The organism is Drouetiella sp., assembly GCF_059504425.1.
Genome location: NZ_JCACIN010000019.1, coordinates 50186 through 76178, shown reverse-complemented (window position 1 = coordinate 76178; position 25993 = coordinate 50186). Strand labels below are relative to the sequence as shown.

At 48.9% G+C, this 25993-nt stretch carries 20 protein-coding genes; 11 read left to right on the top strand and 9 right to left on the bottom strand.

Annotated features, from left to right (window positions below; translation table 11 throughout):
- Positions 1–191 precede the first annotated feature (191 nt).
- Together hemC and glgA are read left to right on the top strand one after the other, a co-directional pair.
- Positions 192–1148 carry a hydroxymethylbilane synthase gene (gene hemC, locus AC5JMP_RS04275; RefSeq protein ID WP_495850191.1) on the top strand — a complete coding sequence of 319 codons (957 nt, stop codon included), beginning with the start codon at positions 192–194 and terminating at the stop codon, positions 1146–1148.
- A gap of 165 nt (positions 1149–1313) precedes the next feature.
- Complete coding sequence (gene glgA / locus AC5JMP_RS04270; protein ID WP_495850190.1) at positions 1314–2768, top strand: glycogen synthase GlgA; 1455 nt, start codon at positions 1314–1316, stop codon at positions 2766–2768.
- Between the two features lie 14 nt (positions 2769–2782).
- Here the strand turns inward: glgA and AC5JMP_RS04265 are convergent, their stop codons facing one another.
- From AC5JMP_RS04265 to AC5JMP_RS04250, 4 genes are all read right to left on the bottom strand, one after another.
- On the bottom strand, positions 2783–4285 hold the full coding sequence (locus AC5JMP_RS04265) for a hypothetical protein (protein ID WP_495850189.1): 1503 nt from the start codon (positions 4283–4285) through the stop codon (positions 2783–2785).
- A 393-nt stretch (positions 4286–4678) separates the two neighbouring features.
- The gene (locus tag AC5JMP_RS04260) at positions 4679–4864 is read right to left on the bottom strand and encodes a hypothetical protein (RefSeq protein ID WP_495850188.1); all 186 of its coding nucleotides are present in this window, start codon (positions 4862–4864) and stop codon (positions 4679–4681) included.
- Positions 4865–5382: 518 nt separating this feature from the next.
- Positions 5383–5814, bottom strand: coding sequence for a GNAT family N-acetyltransferase (locus AC5JMP_RS04255; protein ID WP_495850187.1), 432 nt, complete (start codon positions 5812–5814; stop codon positions 5383–5385).
- Between the two features lie 169 nt (positions 5815–5983).
- Positions 5984–6553: a hypothetical protein gene (locus tag AC5JMP_RS04250; protein ID WP_495850186.1), complete on the bottom strand. Its 570-nt coding sequence runs from the start codon at positions 6551–6553 to the stop codon at positions 5984–5986.
- A gap of 570 nt (positions 6554–7123) precedes the next feature.
- On the opposite strand from AC5JMP_RS04250, the gene AC5JMP_RS04245 reads away from it, so the two are divergent.
- From AC5JMP_RS04245 to AC5JMP_RS04230, 4 genes are all read left to right on the top strand, one after another.
- The gene (locus tag AC5JMP_RS04245) at positions 7124–7663 is read left to right on the top strand and encodes an Hsp20/alpha crystallin family protein (RefSeq protein ID WP_495850185.1); all 540 of its coding nucleotides are present in this window, start codon (positions 7124–7126) and stop codon (positions 7661–7663) included.
- Between the two features lie 565 nt (positions 7664–8228).
- Positions 8229–11129 (top strand): PAS domain S-box protein, encoded by a 2901-nt coding sequence (locus tag AC5JMP_RS04240; protein WP_495850184.1) that lies wholly within the window; start codon positions 8229–8231, stop codon positions 11127–11129.
- Positions 11129–12730: a hybrid sensor histidine kinase/response regulator gene (locus tag AC5JMP_RS04235; protein WP_495850183.1), complete on the top strand. Its 1602-nt coding sequence runs from the start codon at positions 11129–11131 to the stop codon at positions 12728–12730. The genes AC5JMP_RS04240 and AC5JMP_RS04235 overlap by 1 nt, the downstream gene beginning before the upstream one ends.
- Before the next feature lie 196 nt (positions 12731–12926).
- Positions 12927–14111 (top strand): MFS transporter, encoded by a 1185-nt coding sequence (locus AC5JMP_RS04230; RefSeq protein ID WP_495850182.1) that lies wholly within the window; start codon positions 12927–12929, stop codon positions 14109–14111.
- Positions 14112–14195: 84 nt separating this feature from the next.
- Here the strand turns inward: AC5JMP_RS04230 and AC5JMP_RS04225 are convergent, their stop codons facing one another.
- Positions 14196–15773 (bottom strand): PPC domain-containing protein, encoded by a 1578-nt coding sequence (locus AC5JMP_RS04225; RefSeq protein ID WP_495850181.1) that lies wholly within the window; start codon positions 15771–15773, stop codon positions 14196–14198.
- Between the two features lie 396 nt (positions 15774–16169).
- Between AC5JMP_RS04225 and AC5JMP_RS04220 the strand changes: the two genes are divergently transcribed.
- Complete coding sequence (locus AC5JMP_RS04220) at positions 16170–17828, top strand: CocE/NonD family hydrolase (protein WP_495850180.1); 1659 nt, start codon at positions 16170–16172, stop codon at positions 17826–17828.
- 198 nt (positions 17829–18026) lie between these two features.
- Entirely contained in the window at positions 18027–18545 is a 519-nt protein-coding gene (locus AC5JMP_RS04215) for a hypothetical protein (protein ID WP_495850179.1), read from the top strand.
- A 26-nt stretch (positions 18546–18571) separates the two neighbouring features.
- On the opposite strand, the gene AC5JMP_RS04210 is transcribed toward AC5JMP_RS04215, so the two are convergent.
- Positions 18572–19420 (bottom strand): arylamine N-acetyltransferase family protein, encoded by an 849-nt coding sequence (locus tag AC5JMP_RS04210; protein ID WP_495850178.1) that lies wholly within the window; start codon positions 19418–19420, stop codon positions 18572–18574.
- A gap of 68 nt (positions 19421–19488) precedes the next feature.
- Positions 19489–20046 carry a pyridoxamine 5'-phosphate oxidase family protein gene (locus AC5JMP_RS04205; protein WP_495850177.1) on the bottom strand — a complete coding sequence of 186 codons (558 nt, stop codon included), beginning with the start codon at positions 20044–20046 and terminating at the stop codon, positions 19489–19491.
- Between the two features lie 269 nt (positions 20047–20315).
- Between AC5JMP_RS04205 and AC5JMP_RS04200 the strand changes: the two genes are divergently transcribed.
- Positions 20316–21794 (top strand): catalase, encoded by a 1479-nt coding sequence (locus AC5JMP_RS04200; protein ID WP_495850176.1) that lies wholly within the window; start codon positions 20316–20318, stop codon positions 21792–21794.
- Between the two features lie 253 nt (positions 21795–22047).
- Here AC5JMP_RS04200 and AC5JMP_RS04195 read toward each other — a convergent pair whose 3' ends face one another.
- Positions 22048–22668, bottom strand: a complete 621-nt coding sequence (locus AC5JMP_RS04195; RefSeq protein WP_495850175.1) for a fasciclin domain-containing protein — start codon at positions 22666–22668, stop codon at positions 22048–22050.
- Between the two features lie 520 nt (positions 22669–23188).
- Here AC5JMP_RS04195 and AC5JMP_RS04190 point away from each other — a divergent pair.
- A complete protein-coding gene (locus tag AC5JMP_RS04190) occupies positions 23189–24322 on the top strand; it encodes an ABC transporter permease (protein ID WP_495850174.1) in 1134 nt (377 codons plus the stop codon).
- Between the two features lie 31 nt (positions 24323–24353).
- Here AC5JMP_RS04190 and tsaB read toward each other — a convergent pair whose 3' ends face one another.
- Entirely contained in the window at positions 24354–24977 is a 624-nt protein-coding gene (gene tsaB / locus AC5JMP_RS04185; protein WP_495850173.1) for a tRNA (adenosine(37)-N6)-threonylcarbamoyltransferase complex dimerization subunit type 1 TsaB, read from the bottom strand.
- A gap of 83 nt (positions 24978–25060) precedes the next feature.
- On the opposite strand from tsaB, the gene AC5JMP_RS04180 reads away from it, so the two are divergent.
- Positions 25061–25987, top strand: coding sequence for a WG repeat-containing protein (locus tag AC5JMP_RS04180; protein ID WP_495850172.1), 927 nt, complete (start codon positions 25061–25063; stop codon positions 25985–25987).
- Positions 25988–25993 lie beyond the last annotated feature (6 nt).

The window sequence follows — 25993 nt, the reverse complement described above, 5'->3', positions numbered from 1 at the left end:
TGAAATCCAGCTTTTAGGGTTTTGTGGCGCGCTCCGCGCGCCACAAAACCCTAATCGGTGATCTACTAAATACATCTTGAATATATCTGGGAAGCAATTTCTCGACTGTCCCCTGCTGCGCTAAGCTAATTAAGCAGATAGATCTGCCTCCCACTCAACATTTCGACGTTTTTCTAAACATCGCTTCACAAATGGTTGCTAGTCCTCCCCGCCCCATTCGCATTGGTTCTCGCAAAAGCCAGCTTGCCCTAGTACAAACCCATTGGGTGCAAGCACAGCTGCAAAAACATTTTGCCGATCGCACCTTTGAAGTCCATGCTATGAGCACGCAGGGCGACAAGATTCTGGACGTGGCGCTAGCCAAAATTGGCGACAAGGGTCTATTTACCAAAGAGCTAGAAACAGGAATGCTGAAGGGTGAAACAGATTTTGCCGTTCACTCTCTTAAGGATTTGCCCACCCACCTGCCTGAAGGACTGATGCTGGGCTGTGTGACCGAGCGAGAAGATCCGGCGGATGCCTTAGTAGTCCATGCCAAACATCAGGACAAGCAGCTTGAAACACTGCCAGAGGGAGCCGTGATTGGCACCTCCTCTCTACGGCGACTGGCGCAGCTTCGGCACCATTTTCCCCATTTCAGCTTCAAAGATATTCGCGGCAATTTGAACACGCGGCTGCAAAAGCTGGATTCTGGCGAATATGACGCGATTATTTTAGCGGCAGCGGGTTTGCATCGGCTAGAGATGAGCGATCGCATCCACCAGATCATCTCCCCAGAGATTTCGCTGCATGCGGTAGGTCAGGGTGCATTGGGAATCGAGTGTCGCACCGAAGATCCCGAAATTCTGGCGTTGCTGAAGGTCTTGGAACATCAGCCTACGGCGCAACGCTGCTATGCCGAGCGATCGTTCTTGCGGGAGCTAGAAGGCGGCTGTCAGGTGCCAATCGGCGTGAATACAACCCTAGAGGGTGATTCACTGACCTTAGTAGGCATGGTTTCTAGTGTGGATGGTCAGAAGTTTGTGAAAGGTACGCTCACCGGGCTGGCTGTCAATGCTGAGGCGATCGGCATTCAGCTTGCCCAGCAGCTTCGAGCTGAGGGAGCTACCGAAATTCTGGAGCAAATTTTTACCGAAGTTCAGCGCTAGGGGCGATCGTCGGATTCCGAGTCGTAATAGTTCGATCAAGCAGTAGAGAACGTCAACTTTTGTTCCAACTTTGCTGTAGATTGATTAAAGATTGGACAGGAACCTCAGCTCTAGGCAAGGTTAATCGTTCAGGCTTGATCCATTGCGGGGCACGGAGAGATTAGTATGCGAATTCTGTTTGTTGCGGCAGAAGCAGTTCCTGTCGCCAAAGTAGGCGGTATGGGAGATGTGGTTGGCGCTTTACCCAAAGTGCTGCGAGCCATGGGACATGATGTCCGGATCTTCATGCCCTACTATGGCTTTCTGCCAGACAAGATGAAGATCCCCAAGCTGCCTGTCTGGGAAGGCTCGGCAATGTTTCAAGAGATTAGCGTCTTTGAAGGCGTTCTGCCTGGAACCGATGTTCCTCTCTACTTATTCAGCCATCCTTCCTTTGCACCTCGACGTGTCTATTCTGGAGAAGGTGAAGATTGGCGGTTCACGCTATTTGCTAATGGCGCAACTGAGTTTTGCCGTACCTATTCCTGGCGGCCTGAGATTGTACATTGCCACGATTGGCACACGGGCATGATTCCAGTCTGGATGCACGAAACACCGGATATTGCTACGGTCTTTACGATCCATAACCTAGCGTATCAAGGTCCTTGGCGGTGGCGACTGGAACAGATCACCTGGTGCCCCTGGTATATGCAGGGACATAACACAATGGCGGCTGCCGTGCAGTTTGCCGATCTGGTAACGACCGTATCGCCTACCTATGCCGAGCAGATTCGCACCCCCGCCTATGGTGAAAATTTAGATGGCTTGCTGTCTTTCATCAGCGGCAAAACGGTGGGTATTCTGAATGGTATCGATCGCGATCTGTATGATCCCGCAACCGATCGCGGCATCCCTTACAACTACACCGCAGAGACTCTGGATATCAGGGCCAACAATAAAATCGCTCTTCAAGAAGAGCTGGGGCTGGAGGTAAACTCCGGCGCTTTCTTAATTGGCATGGTGTCGCGGTTGGTCGAGCAAAAGGGTTTAGACCTCGTACTCCAGATGATCGATCGCTTCATTGCCTACACAGACGCTCAGTTTGTGGTGCTGGGTACAGGCGATCGTTACTACGAAACCGAATTGTGGCAGTTGGCATCTCGCTATCCAGGTCGAGTGTCAGCCTACCTGCTGCACAACGATACACTTGCCCGCCGCATCTACGCCGGGACAGATGCCTTCTTGATGCCTTCTCGGTTTGAACCTTGCGGCATTAGCCAGCTTTTGGCGTTGCGCTATGGCTGTGTGCCCATTGTGCGGCGAACGGGCGGTCTGGTGGATACCGTTAAGCACTTTGTTCCTGTTACCGATAGCGGCACGGGTTACTGCTTCGATCGCTATGAGCCGCTAGATTTGTATACCTGCATGGTACGAGCTTGGGAAGGGTTCCAGTTTAAGGCAGACTGGCGTAAGCTCCAGCAGCGCGGCATGGCTAAAAACTTTGGTTGGGATCAGTCGGCAGCAGAGTATGTCAAAACCTATCGACGGCTCTTGGGTTTGCCCGAAGTCGCTATACCATCTCAGGACGCTGGAGAGCAAGGGATCGCCGATACGGGCAGCAAATTTCCTGAATTAGTTTAAGCGCACCTATGCCGCTATCTGTCGTTTGGTCTGCCACCTGTCCCACGGACTTGAATCACCCGTTGCAGCAGGTCATACCAGAAAGAGGCACCCATAGATAGCGCAACTCCGGTGACACCCCAGCCGATCGCCCGCTGCAGGAATGGAATTGACCATTGGCGATCGGCAATTTCTTGTTGTTGGGTATTGACAGTATCCCAGCCGATCGGTAGCGGGATTTCATCCAGAGCTTTGTTTACGGAATTCTTGACGCTTTCTAATTTAGCTCCGCTTGCATCCGCAGCTTGCTCAGGCGGTAAGTTGTTTGGTACCGTAGCGGTTTGAACGGTTTGGTTTGCTGCTTGAGCAATGGTTTCACGCAACAGGCTGTCTTTAGATAGACGACTCATCATGTGCAGAGTGTCGGCATTGATCAGCAGAGCCACCAGCAGACCAATGAGCAGAGCCACCCCTTTGGCATTGCGCTTATAAACGCCAGAAGCACGTTCCATGGACTGATCGAACCAATTTGCTACCTCAGTTTCTAGCTGCCGCACCTCAGCTTCAAGACTTTCTGCCTTTAGCCGAGATTGCTCTGCCAGAGACAACAGATTTTGCTTCAAATGTTCGGGCAAATCGCTCACCTGCTTGATCAGTTCAGGCGATTCTCGGTCTAAACTATCGATAATTTTGTTTAGACAAGGAGATGCTTTGAGGGAGCTTCTGCTTGCGCCCATACTTTTCTCGCTCATATTTTTGTCGAATATGAGGCGAAGAACTTCTGTTACTGTTGGCTCCGGTTGCCGCCGCAAAATCATTTGCTTTACGTAAGGCAGACGCTTACGAATAATTTCTTGACAAGGATGATCCTGCTCTAGCAAGGTTTCAGTATTGTTAATAAATTGAATTAATTGTTCTGAAACCTGCTCGATATTGCTAGACAGCGTGGCTCTGCCGCTGATGAAATCATCCATACTTTCTTGGAGGCAGTTCTGCAAGTGTCTGAACTCATTTTCTAAAAGCGCATTATCGCCCAGGCTATTTCTCAGATCGTTCAAGATATTTCTTAGCAGTAGCAGCCGTTCTTCACTAAATTTTCGGGCTGTTAGCTCACTTACTTTCTGGCTAAGTTGTTCAATATTTAGCTTTTGCAAAAGCGCTACTGAAAAAGTCTCTGCGGGGATATAAGAGGGGGCACTTTTCTGTTGACCAAATATGTTTCGAGTGCCTGTAGTTGAGTGATAGAGACGGCTCAGGCTATAGGTTATTTGGCGAAAAGCGTTTGCGAAAAGCCCTTTTGCCTCTTGATTAAGCGATCGCAGTAGTGGGCTATCGTACAGCTCATCTACAAATTTTTGATGGAGCGGATCATCAATATTTTCTCCTGTTAGTAAATTCTCAACTGATTTTCTGAGATGTTCGGCTCGCCACTGAAGCAAGATAGCAATCAGTTCTTGAATTTCTGATGTTAATAAACTGAGGGTGAGATAGATAAATACTAAACCGATCGCAATCTCAATTACCACAGGCAGATTCATCCTTCAACAAGCTCCTCAGCTTCAAAAAATGGTAGTGATACTTAGGTAGGGCTTTTTTGTTGCATAGGCAACACCCACGCAACAAAAAAGCCTTACCCCTCAAGGACTACCCAAAAATAAGCAGCAAGTCCATAATATTACCGACCTAGGCAATGTTATGTAGCTGTCACCAGTTTGCTTAGGACATTTATGGTGGGGCGCGAAGCGCCCCACCATAAATGTCCCTGTCCTAGCCGCCTTGGCGGTTGCTATAAATATCCTACGAGTACAAAGATAGCTCAATCAAAAAAAATCCCCCTAGTTTAGGAGGATTTTTTTTGATTTTGTAGCGCTTGCGTGGGAAGAATGAACCAGAATTCGCTGACACGCGATCTAATTCCATCCCATTTAAGGTCATACCCGATCGAGTAATTCTGTCAAACTGTCTAGCTGTTTGGCTTTAGAGCGGGCATGAGCGATCGCCGATCTCAAGTTAGGCATCTCTCGATGGCAATGAGAGCAAAACCAGTAAATATGTCCATGGCGCGCGTGACGAAGCAGCATATCAGAACAGCAGGGACAGACATCTAGAGTATTCATATGCTTTGTTGCACCAAATAAATTATGAAAAAGTTTTGCGAGTAGAGTATTTAAACAACAAAAATTATGCGTCGGAAATGAGGTTTGAGGAGTCCGACCACAGAGCCAAAATTGCAAATCTGTTGTAAATCCAGAGAATTATATTTGCATCAAGGTTATGAATGATTCAAAATTGCACCTGTAAATCTAAACTTTTTAAAACAGCGGAAGCCGCAGTTTTCCTTATCTCCTCTCAATCCTAAAATAATCCTAAAACAGTACAAATAGACTTTTATCCATCCAAGGATTGATCTCCATAGGTAAATCTCTGTAGCTCGATTCTCCAACTTGATCCCTAAATAACTGTTTCAATGTTCACAGTTTAGAAAACAAAAAATTACTAGCGATCAGAGAAAATTCATTTTTAACAATTGTTTTGAAATGCTTTTATTTAAGTGTTTAAGATTACTTTTGAACAATTAAAAACAAGTTTTGCTAAGTCAAATAAAGTTTTCTAACACTTCTAATTTTCACAAGCTTCAATTCACTTTTTTCATTGCTACATGAGTTATCCCAGCTTCGTCAAATTCTTCACCATAGGGTTCAAATCCCAGCTTTCTATAGAACTCCTTAGCATGGACTTGGGCGTTTAAGTGAATCTCAGAAATGTTTTGAGCTTTGGCAAAAGCGATCGCGGCCTGTACTAGCGCTTTGCCAATCCCCTGACCTCGGTAAGCTGACAGAACCGCCATTCGCTCTAGCTTGACTTTGTGGAGCTCAAGGCTACGAATCCGAGCTGTCCCCACGGGTTCATTCTGGTAATAGGCAATGAGATGAGGCACGATATCATCTAGCCCGTCAAAGTCCAAGTCTGGTTCAACGTTTTGCTCCTGCTGAAATACCTGATGGCGAATTGTCTGGATAGCCGCCTTTGCCTCTGAGAACGAAACAACCTGTACACAATTGCTCACCCTATTCTCCACACTCTTGCCTATTCTCCACATCCCAAGCAGCTTCTCGATCTTAGCCTCTCAATCTTAGACAATGGCTCAACCCTTTAGACACTGAGAATGCCGCACTCTCTGAGTACGGCATTCTCCACTCGCTCACAAGCGAGGCGCTAGAAGTTAAATCACGCTGCTAAATACGGTTTTGATAATTTGCCTTACAGGTAGACAGAATGCGTTGATCGTTACTGCTAAGGTTTTCTAGCCGATGAAATCCCTCTAGGGTAACGGGAGATGCGATCTCGCCACCCGCCATAGCAATCGGCTCGCCAGATTCTAACGCCACAGCGTAAGGGTGCGGACTTTGCGCATAGCTATCTACTACCGTCAGCGCCATGCGATCGGCTTCCAAGTTGCCATAGAAACAGTCGAACGAAGAGCGAGGCATGTAGAAAGCACCCAGCAGCTTGCCTTGGTTCACTTCAAATACCATGTATGCCGAGCCGAGCTGCTCAGTAGCTTGCGCCTGACCATACAAATATGTACCATCTGCAAGAGCATGAGAAGACTGGAGGGGGACTGCTCCGTCTTGAGTTGCCGGAGTATTAGCGTTGGCAGGAAAGGCGCTCAACCCGGCGATCGCAAATCCTGCGCCCAAAACTAAACTAGCCACCGATCGCTTGATTAGCTGCGCTGCTGATTGTTTGAATCGCCCTGCTGGGGTGTGCGAGGCTCTGGAAGGGTTGATAGATGGATGAAGCACCGCAGTTTCCTCCGTTGGTATCAGAAACAACTAAAACAAGTGAATAAGTTCACTTTACTGGGGAGACTGTATCCCCTAGCACATCTGCTTAAAAGACTTCACAAAGACCGTTACATGCCGTTTCAATTGATGAAACTCAATCGATAAGGGGAAGCCAGTTTATTCTTCCCTTGGCTTTATGTAACTACACTGAACGCAGGTGAGATTCCAGAAAAAGATTCGACTCTCTTCAAATAGGCTGGAACTTTCAACAGGGTCGAGCTGTTGGGGTGAAGAGGTAGATGCAGCTTGCTAAATCAACTTATCTGCATATTCTAGGTAAAGTCATCACTACTCTGCCTCCACCTTCAGTCTGAATCGATCGGGCGATCTCTCCTCCTGAGCAACATTTTCTGAAGTAATGATGTGAAAGAGTCGTCGTTCAAATCTAAAGTCTAAGACCCAAAACGGCACGGGTTGGGAAACCTCACCAAAAGAGGTACAGTTCCCCTCACTGTCTCTCTGCTATGGCTGCGGCACCATAAAAACATGAACATGAACCACAGACAACAGTCGAAAGGGAGAGACGCAATGATTATTCGTTACTGGCAACCCTGGCGTGAAATGGAAACCCTACGTCAACAAGTCGATCGCCTGTTTGATGATTTAGTCGAGAATAGCGATCGCCCCACATGGACTCCAGCGATCGAGCTTAAGGATACTGGCGATACCTTCGTATTACGCGCTCAGATCCCAGGCGTAGATGCTAAAGATGTCAACGTAGAAGTGACGAAGGCAGCGGTTTCCATCTCAGGTGAGCACCGTTATGAACCGCAAAATCAGGAAAATGGACAGTATCGATCGGAATTTCGCTATGGCAAGTTTCATCGCGTAGTGTCTTTACCTGCTGCCGTTCAGAACGATCGGGTGCAAGCTGAGTACAAAGATGGTATTCTCAACTTAACATTGCCAAAGGTGACTGAAGTTCTTAACAAAGTGGTCAAGATCAACTTGGCTGAGTTGCATTCAGTAGATGACTCTAAGCCCTCTGTTGATAGCCCTGCCCCAGAAACTTCGGATAGCAGCACTTCAGCGAGTAGCGATGTTTCTGCTGACGCTTGGAATAACTAGCTTTGGCTGAATATTGGAACCCTTAGCCTCAAGTATCGTCGTTAGGAGAAATATCTCCGATCGATCTTTGCTTGAAGCATGAGTCAAAAGATTTGAGTTGATGAGATAGCTCCTTGGATGGCGAGGTAAGTAGTAATGCTTACCCCGCTTTTTTATGCTTGCTAATCATTTACATTGGGCAGAGGATGGTGAAGCTATGATGAGCTACCTCTGCTCAGAAACAGTGAACCAGTCGCTTCAGAAACCCCAGCCAAAGAACCCCAGCCAAAGGGCAGAAGCTCTGGATAAAGTGACAAGAACTTATACCAATTTATTGGTGTAAAGCGACATAAAACGTAGGGTAGCCATCGTGCTGACTACGATCGATAATGTGCAGCCTCTCATAAATTTGGCATCAACCCGCTGAAATCTTATTTTGAGGGTACAAAAGTGATAGTGCTGTTATGGCGCTAAGCGCTTAGATCCAATAAGTTATTTTTTGAGAGCTGCGCTCCGCGCAGCTCTCAAAAAATAACTTGTCCTAACTCGATTACATAGTGCTATACCCGTCAGCTAGGACAGAATTATGCTAAATCAGACGACACTCTTGGGATCGACGTTGTTTATTCCCCACGGGCATTGCTACCTCTGGAAGCCAGAGCTTGTGGGACTGCATATTCTGTCTGATGGGCTGATTGGTCTTGCCTACTACTCCATTCCGCTAACGCTATTTTATTTTGTCCGTAGACGGCAAGATCTTCCCTTTACCTGGGTTTTTCTGCTGTTTAGCGCCTTCATTGTTGCCTGTGGCACCACGCATCTGCTGGAGATCTGGACGCTATGGTATCCGACCTACTGGCTGTCTGGTGTCGTGAAGCTGATCACAGCGGCAATTTCGCTGGCAACAGCAGTGGTGCTGGTACTGATTGTGCCCAAAGCGCTGGCGTTGCCCAGTCCAGCGCAGCTAGAAGCCGCAAACCAGTCATTATCTCGATTGGCAGCGATCGTAGAATCATCGGGTGATGCCATTATCGGCAAGTCTTTAGAAGGTGTGATTACAAGCTGGAATGCGAGTGCTGAGAGGCTTTTTGGCTACACCGCAGCGGAGGCAATCGGACAACCGATCGCTATCCTCTTTCCGCCAGACCATGTAGATGAATTGTCGCAAGTTTTAGAGCAGATCAAACAGGGCGAAACCATCGAAAGTTATGAAGCCGTGCGGGTACGAAAAGATGGACAGCGTATTGATATTGCGGCAACAATTTCGCCGATTAAAGATGCAGCCGGACGGGTCATAGGTGCAGCGAAGATTGCCCATGACATTACCCCTCGCAAACAGGCTGAAGCGGCGCTCCAGGAAAGCGAAGCTCGTTTCCAGTCTATCGTGACGAATATGGCAGGAATGATTTATCGATACTTCCCTGGCGAAGATGGGGCTGGGAAGTTTACCTATGTCAGTCTTGGAGCTTACGAGTTACTGGAGCTAGAACCCGATCAAATTCTCCAAAATGCAAACTCTGTCTGGACTTTGATCCATCCAGAGGATCTATTATCTTTGCAAACCTCTGTTGCCACTGCCGTTCAGAACCGTGCCCATTGGCACTGGGAAGGTCAATTGACTACTCCATCGGGACAGCTCAAATGGATTCAAGGGAATTCTCGGCCGCAAACTACCTCGGATGGATTAGTTTGGGATGGCTTGCTAATCGATATTAGCGATCGCAAACAGGCTGAAGAAGCCTTAAGAGAGAGCGATCATCGCTTTCGAGCCATCTTCAACACTATGTTCCAATTTATGGGACTGCTCACCCCTGAAGGCATTCTCCTAGAAGCCAATCAGGCGGCGCTGGAGTTCGCTGGATTAATGCCTGAAGATGTGGTCGGCCGACCGTTTTGGGAAATCCGCTGGTGGACAATTTCAGCCGCCACGCAAGCCCAGCTTCAAGACGCGATCGCCCAAGCTGCAACCGGACAATTTATTCGCTATGAAGTGGATGTGTTAGGGATAGGAGATACGGTTATTACCATCGATTTTTCGTTGAAACCCATCCGAGATGAGGCAGGTCAGGTGGTGCTACTCATTCCTGAAGGACGCGATATCAGCGATCGCAAACGGACTGAAGCAGCCTTACGCTACAGCGAAGCGACCAATCGAGCCATTATCAGCGCCATTCCAGATTTTCTGTTTCAGCTAAATCGAGACGGCAACTATCTGCATCTGATCAACACAAACCACGTCCCAGGACTCTGTGTAGGAGATATGGTGCCAGGGGTGAATATTTATGACGTTCTGCCATTCGACAAAGCTCAAGAGCGCATGGGTTACGTCGAACGCGCACTAGAAACCAGAAAACTGCAAATTTATGACTATGAGTTTGCAGTTGAAGGAGAAGTTTACTGCGAGGAAGCTCGAATTTCACCCATTAGCGAGCAAGAAGTATTGATTATGGTGCGCGATATCACCGATCGCCGTCGGGCAGAAGTGGAGATAGAGCTGCAAAGCATCATAGTCAGGAACATGGCTGAGGGTGTTTGCATGGTCAAAGTAAGCGATGGGCTGTTTGTTTACACCAATCCCAAATTTGAGCGGATGTTTGGTTATGAGACTGACGAACTCATCGGTCAACATGTGGCGATCGTCAATTACGAAGACAAAAACACCCACACCACAGCGCTTTATGAAAAACTCGCCAAAGTCATTCTGGCTCAGGGCGAAGCCATCTATGAAATTCGCAATGTCAGAAAAGATGGAACTTCCTTCTGGTGTCAAGCCACCGCCACTGTCTTTGAGCATCCCAATCACGGTGCCGTCTTTGTTGTGGTGCAACAGGACATTACCGAGCGCAAGCAGGCAGAAAGTATGGTTCAAGCCTCTCTGAAAGAAAAAGAAGTGCTGCTCAAAGAAATTCATCACCGGGTGAAGAATAATCTGGGTGTGGTGGATGGACTGCTGCAAATGCAGGCGCGGCGATCGCCCCATCCTCAAGTGGTCGAAACTCTGAAAGAAAGCCAGAACCGGATTGCCTCGATCGCCCTAGTGCACGAAAAGCTTTATGGCTCTAAAGATCTGGCAAATATTGACTTTGCTCAATATATTGCCGATCTGACTGCCCACCTGTTTGACTCTTACAACACGCATTCCAGCCAGATTAAGCTAATCACTCAAATTGATGACATTCCGCTCGATATTGACACCGCGATTCCCTGTGGCTTAATCATCAATGAACTGGTGTCCAATGCCCTGAAGTATGCCTTCCCCAAGGCTCAGGGTGAAATCCACGTTACATTTCGTCAACATGAGGATCAATTGATATCCCTAACGGTGCGAGATAATGGAATTGGTCTCCCTTCAGGCTTCAACCTCAAGCAAACAAAAACTCTCGGAATGTCTTTAATTCGAGGCTTGGTAAAGCAGATTCAGGGCACATTAGAGATTAGTGGTGGTTCGGGAACTACGGTTACACTAAGATTTGCAAGAGGTAAATAGTGAACGCAATTAGCACAGACTTTTCAGGCACCATCCCCTCCGAAACGATTCAAATTCTGATTGCTGAGGATGAGTACGTCATTGCTGCCAATTTACAGGAAAATCTGGAGACTTTAGGCTATGGCGTTGCAGATATCGCTAGCTCGGCGGTGGAAGCCGTTGAAAAAGCGGCGGAACTACGCCCAGACTTGGTGCTGATGGATATTCAGCTAAGAGGCGAAATGGACGGAATTCAGGCGGCAGAACAGATCTGGAACCAACTGCAAATCCCTGTAATTTACGTGACCGGACATTCTGACAAAAGCACCCTAGATCGGGCAAAAGTCACCTTTCCCTTTGGCTACATCCTCAAGCCCGTCAAAGGCAAGGAACTGTATGTAGCGATCGAAACTGCGCTGAGCCGCTACAAACGCGATGAGATGATGACGACCGCCTTCAGAAGTATCGGTGATGGCATGATTGTCACCAATACCCAAGGTCAAATTCTGTCTCTCAACCGCGCCGCCGAGTTGCTGACGGGTTGGCAGCAAGCGGAAGCGATCGATCGGGAATTGACCGAAGTGTTCAATGTGGTAGATGAAGAGACCCATCTGCCGATCGGCAATGTGGCTGTGACTGCCGTTCAGCAAAACGCCATCATTTCCCTAGGCGATCGCGTCCTGCTGATCACCAAAGCGGGGACATCCCTGCCCATTACAGAGAGTATTGCGCCCATCCAGAACTCTAAAGGATTGACCACTGGAGCCGTGTTGATTTTTCGAGATGATACCCAACGCAGCCTCCAGGAAGCGTATAATCAGACGCTTGAATATGCCCAACTTGTGATGCTGCAAAAGGAAGAACTTCAGCGTCTAAACCAACTTAAAGATGATTTTCTGAGTACGGTTTCCCATGAACTGCGATCGCCGTTAAACAATATCAAAATGGCGATTCGGATGTTAGAAGTGACGCTCGATCAACAGCAAGGCGGACTCGACACAGAAACGAATCCTGAACCCAATCGCCTGACTCGCTACATGAATATCCTGCGCGACCAGTGCAATCAGGAATTGGCTTTGGTCAACAACTTGCTAGAACTATTGCAGCTTGAGGCAGGCGAGCATCTAGTGGAATGGGTCTCTATTCCCCTCAGCGAGTGGGTTTTTCAAGTCGTCGCTACTTTTCAGGAACGTGCTCAAAGCCGTCAGCAACAGTTACGGGTCGTTACGCCAGTCGTTACGCCAGCGGATCTTCCAGTGCTGGTTTCTGATCGATCGATTCTGACCCACATTCTCACAGAATTACTGACGAATGCCTGTAAATACACGCCTTCGGGTGGAGAAATTGCAGTGACTGTTCACCTTCAGCCTGAAAATCGGATGCAGATCGTGGTTTGCAACAGTGGAAACGAAATTCCGGCTGATGAGCTAACGCGCATTTTTGACAAGTTCTATCGAATGCCGACGAGCGATCGCTGGAAGCATGGCGGAACCGGATTAGGCTTAGCCTTGATCAAAAAACAGTCTGCCTACTTGGGGGGAACTATTCGGGCTGAAAGCACTGCTGGACAGAACCGCTTCATCGTTGAGCTACCTCTCTCGCCGCCCAGTGAGTTTGGTTAGAGTGCAATCTGCAAAGGCTGAAAATGAGGGGAGTCCTTACCTAAATACCACTACCCCTCTCTGAAAGTGAATAAAGTGCAACTGTATCTAGTAACTGTATCTAGTAAAAGTAGAGAGAACTATCCCTGTACGAATCCAGTAAACTCTGGCAGGATAACGGGCATCTCAAGCTTTTCAATTTAGATTGCACCCACTCATGAATCCTGATAAAAGAATCGTTTTCCTGCTTGCCCTTTGTCAGGCGCTCGCCATGGCTGGCAGTATCATTCTGTTTACTATTGCGGCACTGATCGGTTCGACAATTGCCGCAGATAAATCTCTTGCCACCTTGCCCTTGGCACTCTTGCAATTGGCAACGATGCTGACTACTATTCCAGCTGCATTCATTCTGAAGCGAGGACGTAAGCTCGGCTTCATGACAGGGGCGTTAATCGGGCTGATGGGATCATGCTTGGGCATCTATGCCGTCCTTATGGGAAATTTTGCTCTGTTTAGCCTCTCGACGATCCTCTATGGCATCTCTAACGGATTTGTTGGCTATTACCGCTTTACTGCTGCGGATGTAGCAACAGAAGCGTTCCGTTCGCGCGCCATTTCTTTCGTGATTGCAGGCGGCATCCTAGCTGCCCTGATTGGGCCTGAACTCGCTACCTGGACAAAGGACTGGCTGCCAGTCACCTTTGCAGGGGGCTTCGTGGCGATCGCCCTTCTCCAGCTTCTGACGCTGCTAGTCTTGAGCGCACTCAATCTGCCACCGCTTTTACAGCAAAAATATCAAGAGCATGGACGTGAATTGGGATCAATCATGCAACAGCCTGTGTTTATCGTCGCAGTGCTGGGCAGTATGATCGGCTATGGTGTGATGGCGCTGTTGATGACGGCAACACCCTTGGCGATGGTTGCAGTTCACCATCCTTTTCACACCGCTGCTTCAGTGATTCAGTGGCATGTATTGGGCATGTTTACTCCATCGCTGTTTACAGGCTATTTGATTGCTCGATTTGGAGTGCTAACCATTATCTCAACGGGTATCTTTCTCAACGGGCTATGTATCGCTGTCAATCTTGCGGGCACAAGTGCACCCCACTTTTTTGGAGCTTTACTGCTATTGGGGATTGGCTGGAACTTTATGTTTATTGGCTCTACCACATTGCTAACTCAAACCTATACACCTGCTGAACGGGCCAAAACCCAGGCAGCTCACGACTTTCTCATGCTTAGCTTTGTGGCGTTCACCACATTTCTATCGGGTCGGTTGCTGAATGATTGGGGGTGGACAGTCGTTAACTACACAGCACTTGCCCTGATCGGAGTCGCTTTAGTTGCAGTCCTGTATTTGGGGCAACGACGATCGGCTTTACAGCCAAAACCGATGGAGTGAATGTACGCGAGAATTCTTAGCAGCATTCCTACGGAATGCTGCTAAGAACAATCTCAAGTGATATTGCAGTTGCTTCTTAATCTCTTAAGCGATGACGCTGCCTAGTCCCCAATCGACGACTACCGTTTTTGGCGCAAAGGAGTTATCAAACCAGCTTACAACCTTCTGTAAATCACTTTTACTGGTTACACCAATACACCCAGCGGTTCCCGGCGAGTAGCTAGCGTTGCTGTCAAGGTGAATCCCAATCGCCGATCGCGACGTACTCATAGTGGGTTCCATACCCATCCAAACAGAGCCTAGCCCTTCTCCCCAGCTAGAGCTATAGTTGCCCTTTCCGCCTGCCCATTCGGGCGAACCCAGCGTCCACTTCCCTTCTGGCAAAGGCTCCATAGACCCTGACTTGCTTTGATTGGGCAACTTGAAGGCTTGCTTTCCGGGCTGACCTGAAATTGTCACGACTTTATCAACTGACTTGTTACCTTTCATCAGCTCTAACTGGAGTTCTACCAAACCATTAGCATTGACGCGGTTGGTTTTAGAAAGGCGTAAATAGGGGGTTGTGCTACTTGAACTACTGCCACTACTAGATCCACTACTAGATCCAGAAGTAGAGCTAGAGCTAGATCCAGAAGAACCGGAGCCAGAAGAATTAGATCCGGAAGAACTAGAGCCATTGTTTGAACTTGAGCCAGATCCGGAATTAGAGCCATTGTTAGAGCTGGAGTTAGAGCCGGAATTAGCTGGGCTAACGACTCCAGTATTCATTTCCAAGGCATAGCGCATACTGCTCCTAGATGCAGTTGCAATTTTGACGTAGTAAGTGCCTACTCCTAGTTGTTTGGTGATTGATTCACCTGCATTGCCGTCAGAATCAGACAGGTCAATCTCATTGCCTCTGCCATCTAGAAGTTGCAGACTTGCATCATTTTTGAGGCTGCCCAACGCTAGCTCTACATTGCTTTTTTCACTCAGATCAAAGCGATAGACATCTACTGAATCCTTGCCCCCAATTATCCGCCGAAACGTGCGATTCGTTCGGGTCAAATTACCTGCATCTAGCGCCGATCGCGTTGCGTTACCCGCATCATTTGCCTGCCCTGTTCCCTTCATGTTCAGAGAATAGGTGGCATCGTTTGAAGAAACCTGCACATAGTAGGTGCCCGATCGCAAGCTGCTGCTAATGCTGCTCCCAACTGACTGCTTGATTTGCGTACCGTTGGCTTTGAGCAACCGCAGATTAGCGCTACCCTGCAAATTATCCAGTGAAAGCGCTACTCGCTGCCCGTTAGACAGACTGAACTTAAAGAAGTCATCTGGGTTGTTAGAGTTCAGCGCATCGCTCCAGCCATAGCTGGTTTTGCCGCTAAAATCCCCAATGTTGTGAGCGCTATTCAGCGTGTTCTTGATAAAGTTGGACGAACCGTTAAGAGACTGAATCTGGGTGTCTAGAGACGATCCTGAATTGCCGAGGCGTAGAAATTGAAAGTTGCCCTTGGTGGATTTGGCGGATTTAGATGCGGCAGATGAGATGCGGGTCGAGAGATTTTGATTAGATTTTTTGAGCGGATTCTGGAAATGCCCCTGATTTGCCTGTAGTCGTAGTTGAGGCTGAGTTTGCAATGTGCGGGATTGCCCTACAGCTACGAAATCTTGCGACATATTGATCCTCCTGATACCTAAGCCAGTTTGTAAGCCAAGCAAACTTGAGCAAACCAGGTGGGCGTAATCCCAATTCCTGCAGGGTTGCTCTATGTTTGCTATGTGACAGTTGAATCTATTGACACAAGGTTGGTCAATTAGTTCCAGTAAATTCAGCCTGATCAAAAAGTTCCGTAAATACCGAAAATTTGGCTCTTAAACTAGGAGCGATCGCTACCTTCCATAACGCTACACGCTGAGATCCAATCCGTTATTTTTAAGAGCCGCGCGGCTCTCAAAAACAATGCGTCCTCACTCAGGTAGGTAGTGCCATACACCTAATTTTTCAATCTGCTGGATCTGGAGAAACTCAAGAGGCATTAAGATCATCTTCAAAGCCTTTCCTTATCGTTTCCCATGCTTCCTGTTCGCCCTAAGCAAACCCTGTCCATGCAGACTCGTGATGGCGTACGGCTTGATGCTGACGTCTATTACCCCGATCGCGAGGACGAATTCCCGGTGCTGCTCATGCGACAGCCTTACGGCAGAGCGATCGCCTCCACCGTTGTCTATGCCCATCCTATTTGGTATGCGGCACAGGGATATATTGTTGTGATTCAAGACGTGCGGGGTCGAGGCTCATCGCAGGGTGAGTTTGAACTGTTTGCTCACGAAGTTGAGGATGGTTTTGACACCGTGCAATGGGCAGCAAGTTTACCCCAAAGCAATGGACAAGTGGGTATGTACGGTTTTTCTTACCAAGGCATGACACAACTTTATGCCGCGATCGCCCAACCCTCTGCCCTCAAGGTGCTTGCCCCTAGCATGGTGGGCTACGACTTGTATCACGACTGGGCATACGAAGGCGGCGCTTTCTGCTATCAGCTCAATTTAGGCTGGGCAATGCAGCTTGCCGCAGAGACAGCACGACGCAAAGGAGACGCAGAAGCTTACCAAACGCTCTACTCTGCTGCTCGCAATCCGCCCTTACATGATCCGGTCTGCCCGCAGTCAGGAATTTTGCGGCAGCTTGCGCCTGATTCTCATTATCATGCTTGGCTCAGTCATGCTGACCCCAGTGATGATTATTGGCAGATCTCGCCCCATTTTCATATGCAGAAGGTTGATCTGCCCATGCTGCATATTGGCGGCTGGTTTGACCCCTATCTACGGGGCACAATGCGGCTCTATAGAGCAATGGCAGCCCGTAGCCAGTTCCCACAGCATCTCATGGTGGCACCCTGGGCGCATTTGCCTTGGGGTCGCAGAACAGGAGCGATCGACTACGGCGCTAACGCCAATAGCGCGATCGATCGCCTACAAATTCAGTGGTTTGATTACTTTCTCAAAGGTGTAGGAGCGCTAGAAGAACTCCCCGTCAGCCTCTTTGAAATGGGGACAAACCGCTGGCGCAAATTTAAACACCTTCCGGCTCACCCCTCAGAAGCTTACTTTCTCTCCAGCACTGGGCTTTCGGCACTGGGCGATCGCGAAGGCTCCCTTACCCCTCACGTTCCACGTCCCACCTTCCCTGATCTACTCATCCATGACCCTTGGCGACCTGTCCCCTCTCTCGGTGGACATGCCACTCTGCCTGCTGGAGCATTCGATCGCGCTGCTTTAGACTGCCGCACTGATATCCTCACCTACACCTCAGAACCCCTAGAGGCAGATTTACACATCGCTGGAGAATCGAGGGTTCAAATCTACTGTACCGCTGACACTCCTAGCTTTGACCTCTGCGCTATTCTCTCTGAGGTCAAGTTCAACAGCAGCGTTTTCAACTTTACCCAAGGCTATCTGCATATTCCCACATCCTCTGCCCTGCCTGCCTCCTATCTCATTACTCTTCAACCCACCTGCATCTGCATTCCCTCAGGCAGTCGCATTCGTCTCAGCATCAGTGCCGCCTCTTTCCCTGCCTACCCCATAAACCCAGGCGCAGAAATGCCCGCTGAGCGTAAGTTAATCAATGCACAGGTCATTACCGTGACGGTGTATGCGGGAGGCGATCGCCCCTCTCAACTCCTATTAGCGATCGAAGAATCCAAAGAACCTGAAGTACCGTACAGATGATCTCTTTCCAGCTCTGAGATCCCTGGATAGGTTACGGAGCATCCCTTTCACAAAAATTCATTCCTAAAATTGGTAACGTTTGGCTTCTATCTATGCCTTAGGGTAGCGACAGCGATCGACAACTAATGTTATGAATTTAGGGTTAAGGGTCTGCCGATAAATATAGATTTTCAACTCGATTCAAACGCGGTGATTACCATGCCTCAAGATACTGAACCTGCTCAAAAAACGGAATATATTAGGGGTCATGCTCAGTCGCTGAGATATACACTAAATCGGATTCTGGTGATGGTCGCGCAACTTATCCTTGCAGGACTATTGCTCAACTTAATTATTCAAGCTTTTAGCCTTAGTTCAGAAGCGGGGGTTAAGAGCTTAGCGGCAACGGCGCTACCGCTATTGATCACGGGGTTTATCTCTTTTTCTAATCGATCGCCGGATAAGCCTAAGAATAATCTCAGTTTGCCCCATGGAATGCTCAATGTCATTCCTTTTGTGCTGTCTGGAATCTGGATTATTTTCCTGATGTTGTTCACACGCTATACCGTTCTCTACTTCAACCGAGGAATTCCTCTGGGAGAAGTTGCGCTATCTATCACCCTCAGCGCTTTCATCTGGATTTCCGGGCAGATTCCCTTTAAATCTCTAGTAGGCTGCGCTTACGGCATTATTTCCGGTTTGCTCATCTACATCTTGATTTTTGGGCTGTCCTTCTAGCGCAGGATTGTGCTTGGGGGCGGAAGTCATTGGGTTTGCTCGATGACCTGCTCGATGACCTGTCTGAGCGCAGGATCGAGATTAGCGATCGCTCTCAAGTTGACACCAAAAACATCCTCAAGCACAGCACGCAATTCTGCAACCGTTGAAAGACTACGTTGTTCGGTGCGACCACTCAAATAATGTGTCCTCAACTGATTGTTGCGCAGTGCATAACGACAATCTGAATCAGGTCTTGCCGCTATGAGGTTTGTCACGAAAAGCGAGTTCGGATGGGTTGAGACATACCAATTACTTGCCTCATAGTCAGGCAGCTTTTGCTCCTGAAGATCGAAGTAATAAAGGGGTTTCCAGACATGAGCCATCATGACCTGCATGGTGTAGGTATTGTTCGCAGCTATCAAGCGAAACTGTTCATGGGGCGTATTTTGCTCAATGTCTGGTATCAAAGCTAGCGGCGCAGTCAGCGTTATTCCTCCAAATCCAACGTCCACAATATGCGGCTCTTTGTCAATTTTCACGCAGAGCAACATATGACTCCGAGGCGTGATTGTCCCTTCTGGAAGATTCCACAGCACTCTAGCCGCCAAATTTGTAACCTTAAAGCCGAGAGCCAGTAAAACCGATCGCAGCAGCAAGTTTTGCTCGAAACAATAGCCCCCACGACCCTCATGAACCAATTTTTGCTGCAACGTAGCTAAATCAAGGAACACAGGTTGTTTGAGCAATGGGCTAAGGTTTTCAAACGGAATGGTCTGGGCGTGCTGTTGATGAATGGCTCGTAAAGTATCGAGTGTTGGACGGCGATCGCCCCCGTAGCCAATGCGTTGAAAATAAGAATCCAGGTCTATCGCATCTGATGTTTGTGGTTTCATAGCGCTAATCCAAACCTAAAGTGTCGCTCGGTTGCCTATTCCGAGCTTACCGCTTTGAATGAAATCAATTATTTTAGATTCAACCCCAGCGGTGTAGGCAGTCCGTCAATACTGATGCAGTTTTTCTGTTGTTGATAGGTGTGAATTCCAGCTTCACCTTTTTTAGCCGCCCATTGCACCATTTCATCGCGCTGCTGCTGATATTCAAATAAGGGCACACCCGTCCCGCAGGAGGTTTGAATGCGATCGATCGTCGCCACAAAAATCTGTCGCGTTCCCGGTAGGTTTGGGAATAGAGCGTAAAATGTTTCCCAATCGGGGGAACCAGGGAGAACCGTGTGTCCTTGCCCAAAAAGGCGCAAAATCATCGGCTTACCGTGAAAGGCGCAAAACATGAAGGTGATGCGCCCATTTTCCTGAAGATGGGCAGAGGTTTCGTTGCCGCTGCCTGTTAGATCCAGATAGGCGACTTGGTGGGGCGAAAAGATACGAAAGCTATCTAGTCCCTTGGGAGAAAGGTTGATGTGCCCGGTGGCGCTCAGGGGTGAGGTGGCGACAAAAAAGACCTGCTGCGCAGCAATAAATTTCTGAAGCTCGTCGGTGATGTGGTCAAAGACTTTAGCCATAAAAGTCAATTTGTGATGTGGGCTACAAGACTGCGGACTATAAACGGGTGGATAAACGAGTAAATTTCAGTTTAAGAGCTAATTTGCAAGAGAGCCAAAGTAGATCTCATGTTTTGACCTTCAAAAGATTGCAATATTAGAAAACAGCCCTTGTAAATCACACTCGTTATGAGTATGACAAGCCTCACGTACTCATAATGAGTATGAATTGAGCTAGCCGATTCAAATATCACTCAGATATCACTAGATATTATTAAGGACTAATCCCTATGAGCGAACGGAAAATCTTGACCACCGCAGACGGCTGCCCGATCGCAGACAACAGAAATTCGCTGACGGCAGGTGAGCGCGGCCCGCTGCTGATGCAGGATGTGCAGCTTCTAGAGCAGATGCAGCACTTTAATCGGGAGCGCACCCCAGAGCGAGTGGTTCATGCCAAAGGTTCTGGAGCCTACGGCACCTTCACCGTGACTCATGCCATTCCTGAGTATACCAAAGCAAAATTTCTCTCGGAAGTCGGCAAACAGACCGAAGTGTTTCTCCGCTTTTCCACCGTTGCTGGAGAGCGGGGTGCAGCGGATGCAGAGCGAGATGTGCGCGGTTTTGCCGTGAAGTTTTACACCGAAGAAGGCAACTGGGATTTGGTGGGAAACAACACCCCTGTTTTCTTTGTGCGCGATCCTTACAAGTTTCAGCAGTTTATTCATACTCAAAAGCGTCACCCACAGACAAACCTGCGCGATCCTAATATGCAGTGGGATTTCTGGTCGCTCAATCCAGAATCGCTGCACCAAGTGACGATTTTGTTTAGCGATCGCGGTATCCCTCTCAGCTACCGTCACATGGATGGGTTTGGTAGCCACACCTTTTCGTTTATCAACGCTCAGGGAGAACGCGTCTGGTGCAAGTTTCACTTCAAAACCCACCAGGGAATCCAATGCATGACGAGCGAAGAATCTGCCCAGCTCATCGGCACAGACCGAGAATCGCACCAGCGGGATTTGTTTGAGGCGATCGATCGGGGCGACTATCCCAAGTGGACGGTGAAGGTGCAGATCATGACGGAAGAACAGGCAAAAACCTTCCGATGGAATCCGTTTGATCTGACCAAAATCTGGCCCCACAGCGAGTATCCGCTGATGGAGGTCGGCGTTTTAGAGCTAAATCGCAATCCTGAAAACTACTTTGCTGAAGTAGAAGAAGCAACCTTTAGCCCCTCAGCTTTCGTTCCAGGCATTTCTGCTAGCCCTGACAAAGTGTTGCAAGCTCGCTTGATGTCCTATGCCGATGCCCATCTTCACCGTGTGGGGACTAACCACAAGCAGCTTCCGGTCAATAAGCCGCGCTGCCCCGTGATGCATTACCAGCGCGATGGCGCAATGTCGGTCGGCTACGGCGGCAGCAGCCCCAACTATTTTCCCAACAGTGATGACAATGCGCCTAAAGAAGCGCCGGAGTACAGAGATCCGGGACTGCCTCTGGGAGATGTCGTTGCCGATCGCTACAACACCCAAGATGACGACAACTATACCCAAGCTGGGATGCTGTGGCGGATTCTAGACGAGGGTCAGAAAGATCGCACGGCAAAGGCGATCGCAACGGCATTGGGCGGCGCAAGACAGGATCTGCAAATGCGCCAACTCTGTCATTTCTTTCGGGCAGATAGGGATTACGGTCAGCGAGTTGCCAAGGCATTGGGCATTGAAATCGATCCAGCTATGCTGGAGCCTCAGACTGTTCATGCCTAGGGAGTCGTTCCTTTATAGCTGTCGCCAGTCTGCCTATGGCATTTAGGGTGGGGCGCTTCGCGCCCCACCCTAAATGTCTTCATCCTAACCACCAAGGCGGTTGCCATAGCTGAAATCAGCTCCAACTATTAAGCGGTCAGAATCGATGATTCTGACCGCTTTTTTCATCTACCCAGCCGTTCCCGAAACATTAGCCGCAGAGAATGAATGCTCTAGATACTCGCTCTTGATACTTTGCGATGGATGAATGCAGCTACTGAGCTTGCAGAGTAGGAGGCAAAAGCACCTTATCGATCGCGTGAATAACACCATTGCTGGCAGTGATGTCTGCTTTGGTGACCTTAGCATCTCCTACCGTAACTTCACCCGCGTTGGTGGTGACATTCACAGGTGCGCCCTCTACAGTCGTAACTTCTCCCGGTGTGATGTCCGCAGAGGTGACGGTGCCCGGTACAACGTGATAGCTCAGCACTTGCTGAAGCTTGGCTTTGTTCTCAGGCAGCAAAAGCTGATCAAGGGTTCCAGCAGGAAGAGCAGCAAATGCCTCGTTGGTAGGAGCAAAGATCGTGTACGGCTCAGTTCCGCTTAAGGTTGCCTCTAAGCCTGCTGCTTGAATGGCAGCCCTCAAGGTGCTAAAAGAACTGTCGTCGGCAACAACTTGGTTCAGAGTATTGGTAGAACCCTGCCCTGTTGCTGAAGTGCCTGCCATAGGGCTATCCGCCATGGGACTTTGTGTTGCTTCCGCGATCGGCGATTCGGTGGCGGTTGTGGAAGCGGAGTCTGTTCCGGCAGTACAGGCTCCGAGTGCTGCGGTCAAGCCTAGCCCTGCTAGTCCAACCAGCAGCTTACTTGAAATTGAGTTTCTTCTGATCATTGCATTCTCCTAACTAAAGTCCAAAAATGAAGTCGCATGAGGCTGCACAATGTGCGGTGCAAAACTTCACATTTGTTTACTTGATTCAAAGGTAAATGATTTCATCCGGGGTAGCCGTCACCCGTCTGATAGAGATTCACGGGTACATAAAGACTTCTCTTGGATGATGCACCCGTAATTAGAAGAAAGGTTTTTAGCTAAAGTCAGCGTTTAAAGTCATACGTATGGCAACCGCCAAGGCGGTTAGGACATCTAGGGCAGGGCGCGAAGATTAGTCCATTTAAATATAAGGTTGATTTTTCAGCATTATTTTCAACAGGACTTGCACAAATTGAAGCGAAATCCGCCCCCCAACCCCCAATTCTGGAGAAGCCGGAGTTCAAAGTCTCCCAGAATTGTGGGATTTGAGGGTCAGATGCGTAAGTCCCATTCAATATTCATGAATCAACTCTCGCAGATGTTGCAGTTGAGATCGCGTTTGAGATTGCTATGATCAGTCACAACTGATTTGGAGCAAGCTATGACCTGGTGGCGCAATCTCAAGCGAAATCCTTTGGCACGAATAGGAGCATCTATCTTGCTGATGTTCTACCTAGTCGTGATTTTTGCAGAATTTGTTGCGCCCTACAGCCCTAAAACTTCTCAACCTGACGGATCGCTGCTGCCACCCACACAGATTCACTGGTTCAGTGAGCAAGGATTTACAGGGCCTCAGGTATATCCCACAACTCAAGGTCCTGTCAGCTTAGAGACTGGCGATCGCGCCCTCAAGATCGATCGCACTCGCCCTTCGCCCTTGCGTCTTTTTGTTCAGGGTGACGAATATCAGTTTTTGCAGGTGAAGCTGCCGCTGCCGACACAGTTTTCCCTCAGCGATCCTAAGCTAGAAGACATAGAGCTGTTTCCGGGGATCAAGAGCAATCTCCACCTGTTTGGCACGACAGGAGAGGGGCGAATCAATCTTTTGGGCACCGATGAACAGGCGCGAGATCAGTTTAGTCGTCTGGTGCATGGAGGACGCATCAGCCTGTTTATCGGTATTGTGGGAACATTGATTACTTTTCCGCTAGGTCTTCTGGTGGGCGGTATTTCAGGCTATTTCGGCGGTGTCGTAGACGTGGTTTTGATGCGAATTGTGGAAGTGCTGATGGTGATTCCTTCTATCTACCTGCTGGTGGCTTTAGGAGGAATACTGCCGCCCGGTTTGACAAGCGCTCAGCGATTTTTGCTAATTGTGATCATTACCTCTTTCGTCAGTTGGTCAGGTCTGGCGCGAGTCGTGCGTGGGCAGGTGCTATCCATTAAGGAGCGGGTGTATGTGCAGGCGGCAAAGGCAATGGGAGGGCGATCGCTCTACATCATTCTTCGTCACATATTGCCGCAAACTGCCACCTACATCATTATTTCTGCCACTTTGACTATCCCTAGCTTTATCGTTGCAGAGGCGGTTCTTAGCCTGATTGGGCTGGGTATTCAGGAGCCTGATCCCTCTTGGGGCAATATGCTGTCGGTTGCTACCAATGCCTCAGTTTTGGTGCTGCAACCTTGGCTGGTATGGTCTCCTGCTATTTTGATTGTGTTGACGGTGCTGGCATTTAACCTTCTAGGAGATGGCTTGCGCGATGCCCTCGATCCACGAAATCTCCAGCGCTAGGATTTTAAGTCTCCCAATGTTTTTGGAAGACCTAAACTGGGCTTTGTCCATAAAAAGGCAGTACGGTTGACCAGTCTGGGCGATCGCCCCGCTGCCAATCTCGATAGGCTAGATCTAAAAGCGCGGGAGTCGTGGTTCCTAGCCCATCTGCGGCAGTCATTAGGTGGTAAGGTCTAGCCCAAGTTTCCAGAGTTTGTTGCCACTGAGCTTGACTCATTACCGTATCTTCTAGCAGCGGTTTCAACTCAGGAGAGTAGATTGCCACATGAACTTCCCCGCGTTGCGCCAGCATTTGCACTGCCAGATCGGGTAGGGTTGTTTCTGAATCTGCGGGTTTAAATGGGCTAGTAAGGTGAGCTTGGGCGATCGCTGCTAGAGTCGAGATGCCAAACAACGGAATTTTGAGCTGCTGGGCGAGAGTGCGTGCGGTGACAACGCCAATGCGAGTGCCCGTAAAGCTTCCGGCTCCTTTGGCGACCGCTAAAAATGCTAAGTCTGACCAGATTTGTGGCGGCAGAAATTCAGCTAAATGCAGATGTAAATGGGTAGAAACCTCTCGACCTAACGCCCAAGTTTGGCAGCGCGTCAGGTCATCAAAATTGCTTAAGGCTAAACCCAGATCAGCACTGGCGGTGTGAATTGCTAAGGCATACATGCGAGAATCGTTGGGCTTCTAATAATTAGCTTCAGCTTTTAACAGTAACACTCTTGTTTTGACGATTAGCAGCTTAATCCACGATGCTTAGATTTGATTTTGCCTCAGATTTTTCAGAAGGACTTGCCGCCGTACGCATAGGCGATCGCTATGCCTACATCGATCGCACCGGAAAAGAGGTAATCACTATAGATCCTAGCTTTGACGGCGTGTCTGCTTTCTCAGAAGGTCGGGCGCTAGTGCGTGTCAACGATGTATGCGGCTATATTGACCGGACGGGAGCTGTAGTCATTCCGCCTCAGTTTCCAGGTGCCAATGCTTTTGCCAACGGGTTGGCGGCGGTGCGCACAGGCAGTCGCTATGGCTATATCAATCTGGCAGGAGAGATGGCGATCGAGCCACAGTTTACGCTCAACAGCGATTTTTCGGAAGGGGTAGCAGCGGTCAAGCTAGACGAGAGCTACGGCTATATTGATCCGCAGGGCAAATGGGCGATCGAGCCACAGTTTGAGGATGCCTGGAGTTTTTCGGAGTCACGGGCAGTCGTGCGGATCGCAGGGCAGCCCGGATATATCGATCGCACGAGCGCTATCGTGATTCCCTCAAGTTTTGATGGAGCCTTTAGCTTCTCTGAGGGGTTGGGACGAATTCGGAAGGGTTCGATCTGGGGATTTTTAGACGTGACGGGAGCTACGGCGATCGCTCCCAAATTTGATTTTGCCTCAGATTTTTCACAAGGACTAGCGGCGGTGTTGGTGGGCAGTCAGTGGGGTTACGCCAATCCCCAGGGAGAGATAGCGATCGCGCCACAGTTTAGCTTTGCCGCCGATTTTGCGTCGGGACTGGCTGCTGTCACTCTCAACGGTCAGATCGGGTACATTGATCGAACTGGAAAAATAGCGATCAAGCCACAGTTTACCCAGGCAGGTTCCTTTGCCGGAGGATTCGCCTGGGTAAAGCTAGACAGTAACTGGCATTTTATCGATCCAGAAGGCAATTTTTTAACTTAAGGTTCT

Bases quoted from the DNA above. Each gene is read 5' to 3' on its own strand.
- AC5JMP_RS04190 (WP_495850174.1), top strand. From the start codon at position 23,189: ATGACCTGGTGGCGCAATCTCAAGCGAAATCCTTTGGCACGAATAGGA.
- AC5JMP_RS04215 (WP_495850179.1), top strand. From the start codon at position 18,027: ATGCCTCAAGATACTGAACCTGCTCAAAAAACGGAATATATTAGGGGT.
- AC5JMP_RS04230 (WP_495850182.1), top strand. From the start codon at position 12,927: ATGAATCCTGATAAAAGAATCGTTTTCCTGCTTGCCCTTTGTCAGGCG.
- AC5JMP_RS04245 (WP_495850185.1), top strand. From the start codon at position 7,124: ATGATTATTCGTTACTGGCAACCCTGGCGTGAAATGGAAACCCTACGT.
- tsaB (WP_495850173.1), bottom strand. From the start codon at position 24,977: ATGTATGCCTTAGCAATTCACACCGCCAGTGCTGATCTGGGTTTAGCC.
- AC5JMP_RS04205 (WP_495850177.1), bottom strand. From the start codon at position 20,046: ATGGCTAAAGTCTTTGACCACATCACCGACGAGCTTCAGAAATTTATT.
- AC5JMP_RS04225 (WP_495850181.1), bottom strand. From the start codon at position 15,773: ATGTCGCAAGATTTCGTAGCTGTAGGGCAATCCCGCACATTGCAAACT.
- glgA (WP_495850190.1), top strand. From the start codon at position 1,314: ATGCGAATTCTGTTTGTTGCGGCAGAAGCAGTTCCTGTCGCCAAAGTA.
- AC5JMP_RS04180 (WP_495850172.1), top strand. From the start codon at position 25,061: ATGCTTAGATTTGATTTTGCCTCAGATTTTTCAGAAGGACTTGCCGCC.
- AC5JMP_RS04260 (WP_495850188.1), bottom strand. From the start codon at position 4,864: ATGAATACTCTAGATGTCTGTCCCTGCTGTTCTGATATGCTGCTTCGT.
- AC5JMP_RS04220 (WP_495850180.1), top strand. From the start codon at position 16,170: ATGCTTCCTGTTCGCCCTAAGCAAACCCTGTCCATGCAGACTCGTGAT.
- AC5JMP_RS04210 (WP_495850178.1), bottom strand. From the start codon at position 19,420: ATGAAACCACAAACATCAGATGCGATAGACCTGGATTCTTATTTTCAA.
- hemC (WP_495850191.1), top strand. From the start codon at position 192: ATGGTTGCTAGTCCTCCCCGCCCCATTCGCATTGGTTCTCGCAAAAGC.
- AC5JMP_RS04195 (WP_495850175.1), bottom strand. From the start codon at position 22,668: ATGATCAGAAGAAACTCAATTTCAAGTAAGCTGCTGGTTGGACTAGCA.
- AC5JMP_RS04265 (WP_495850189.1), bottom strand. From the start codon at position 4,285: ATGAATCTGCCTGTGGTAATTGAGATTGCGATCGGTTTAGTATTTATC.
- AC5JMP_RS04240 (WP_495850184.1), top strand. From the start codon at position 8,229: ATGCTAAATCAGACGACACTCTTGGGATCGACGTTGTTTATTCCCCAC.
- AC5JMP_RS04200 (WP_495850176.1), top strand. From the start codon at position 20,316: ATGAGCGAACGGAAAATCTTGACCACCGCAGACGGCTGCCCGATCGCA.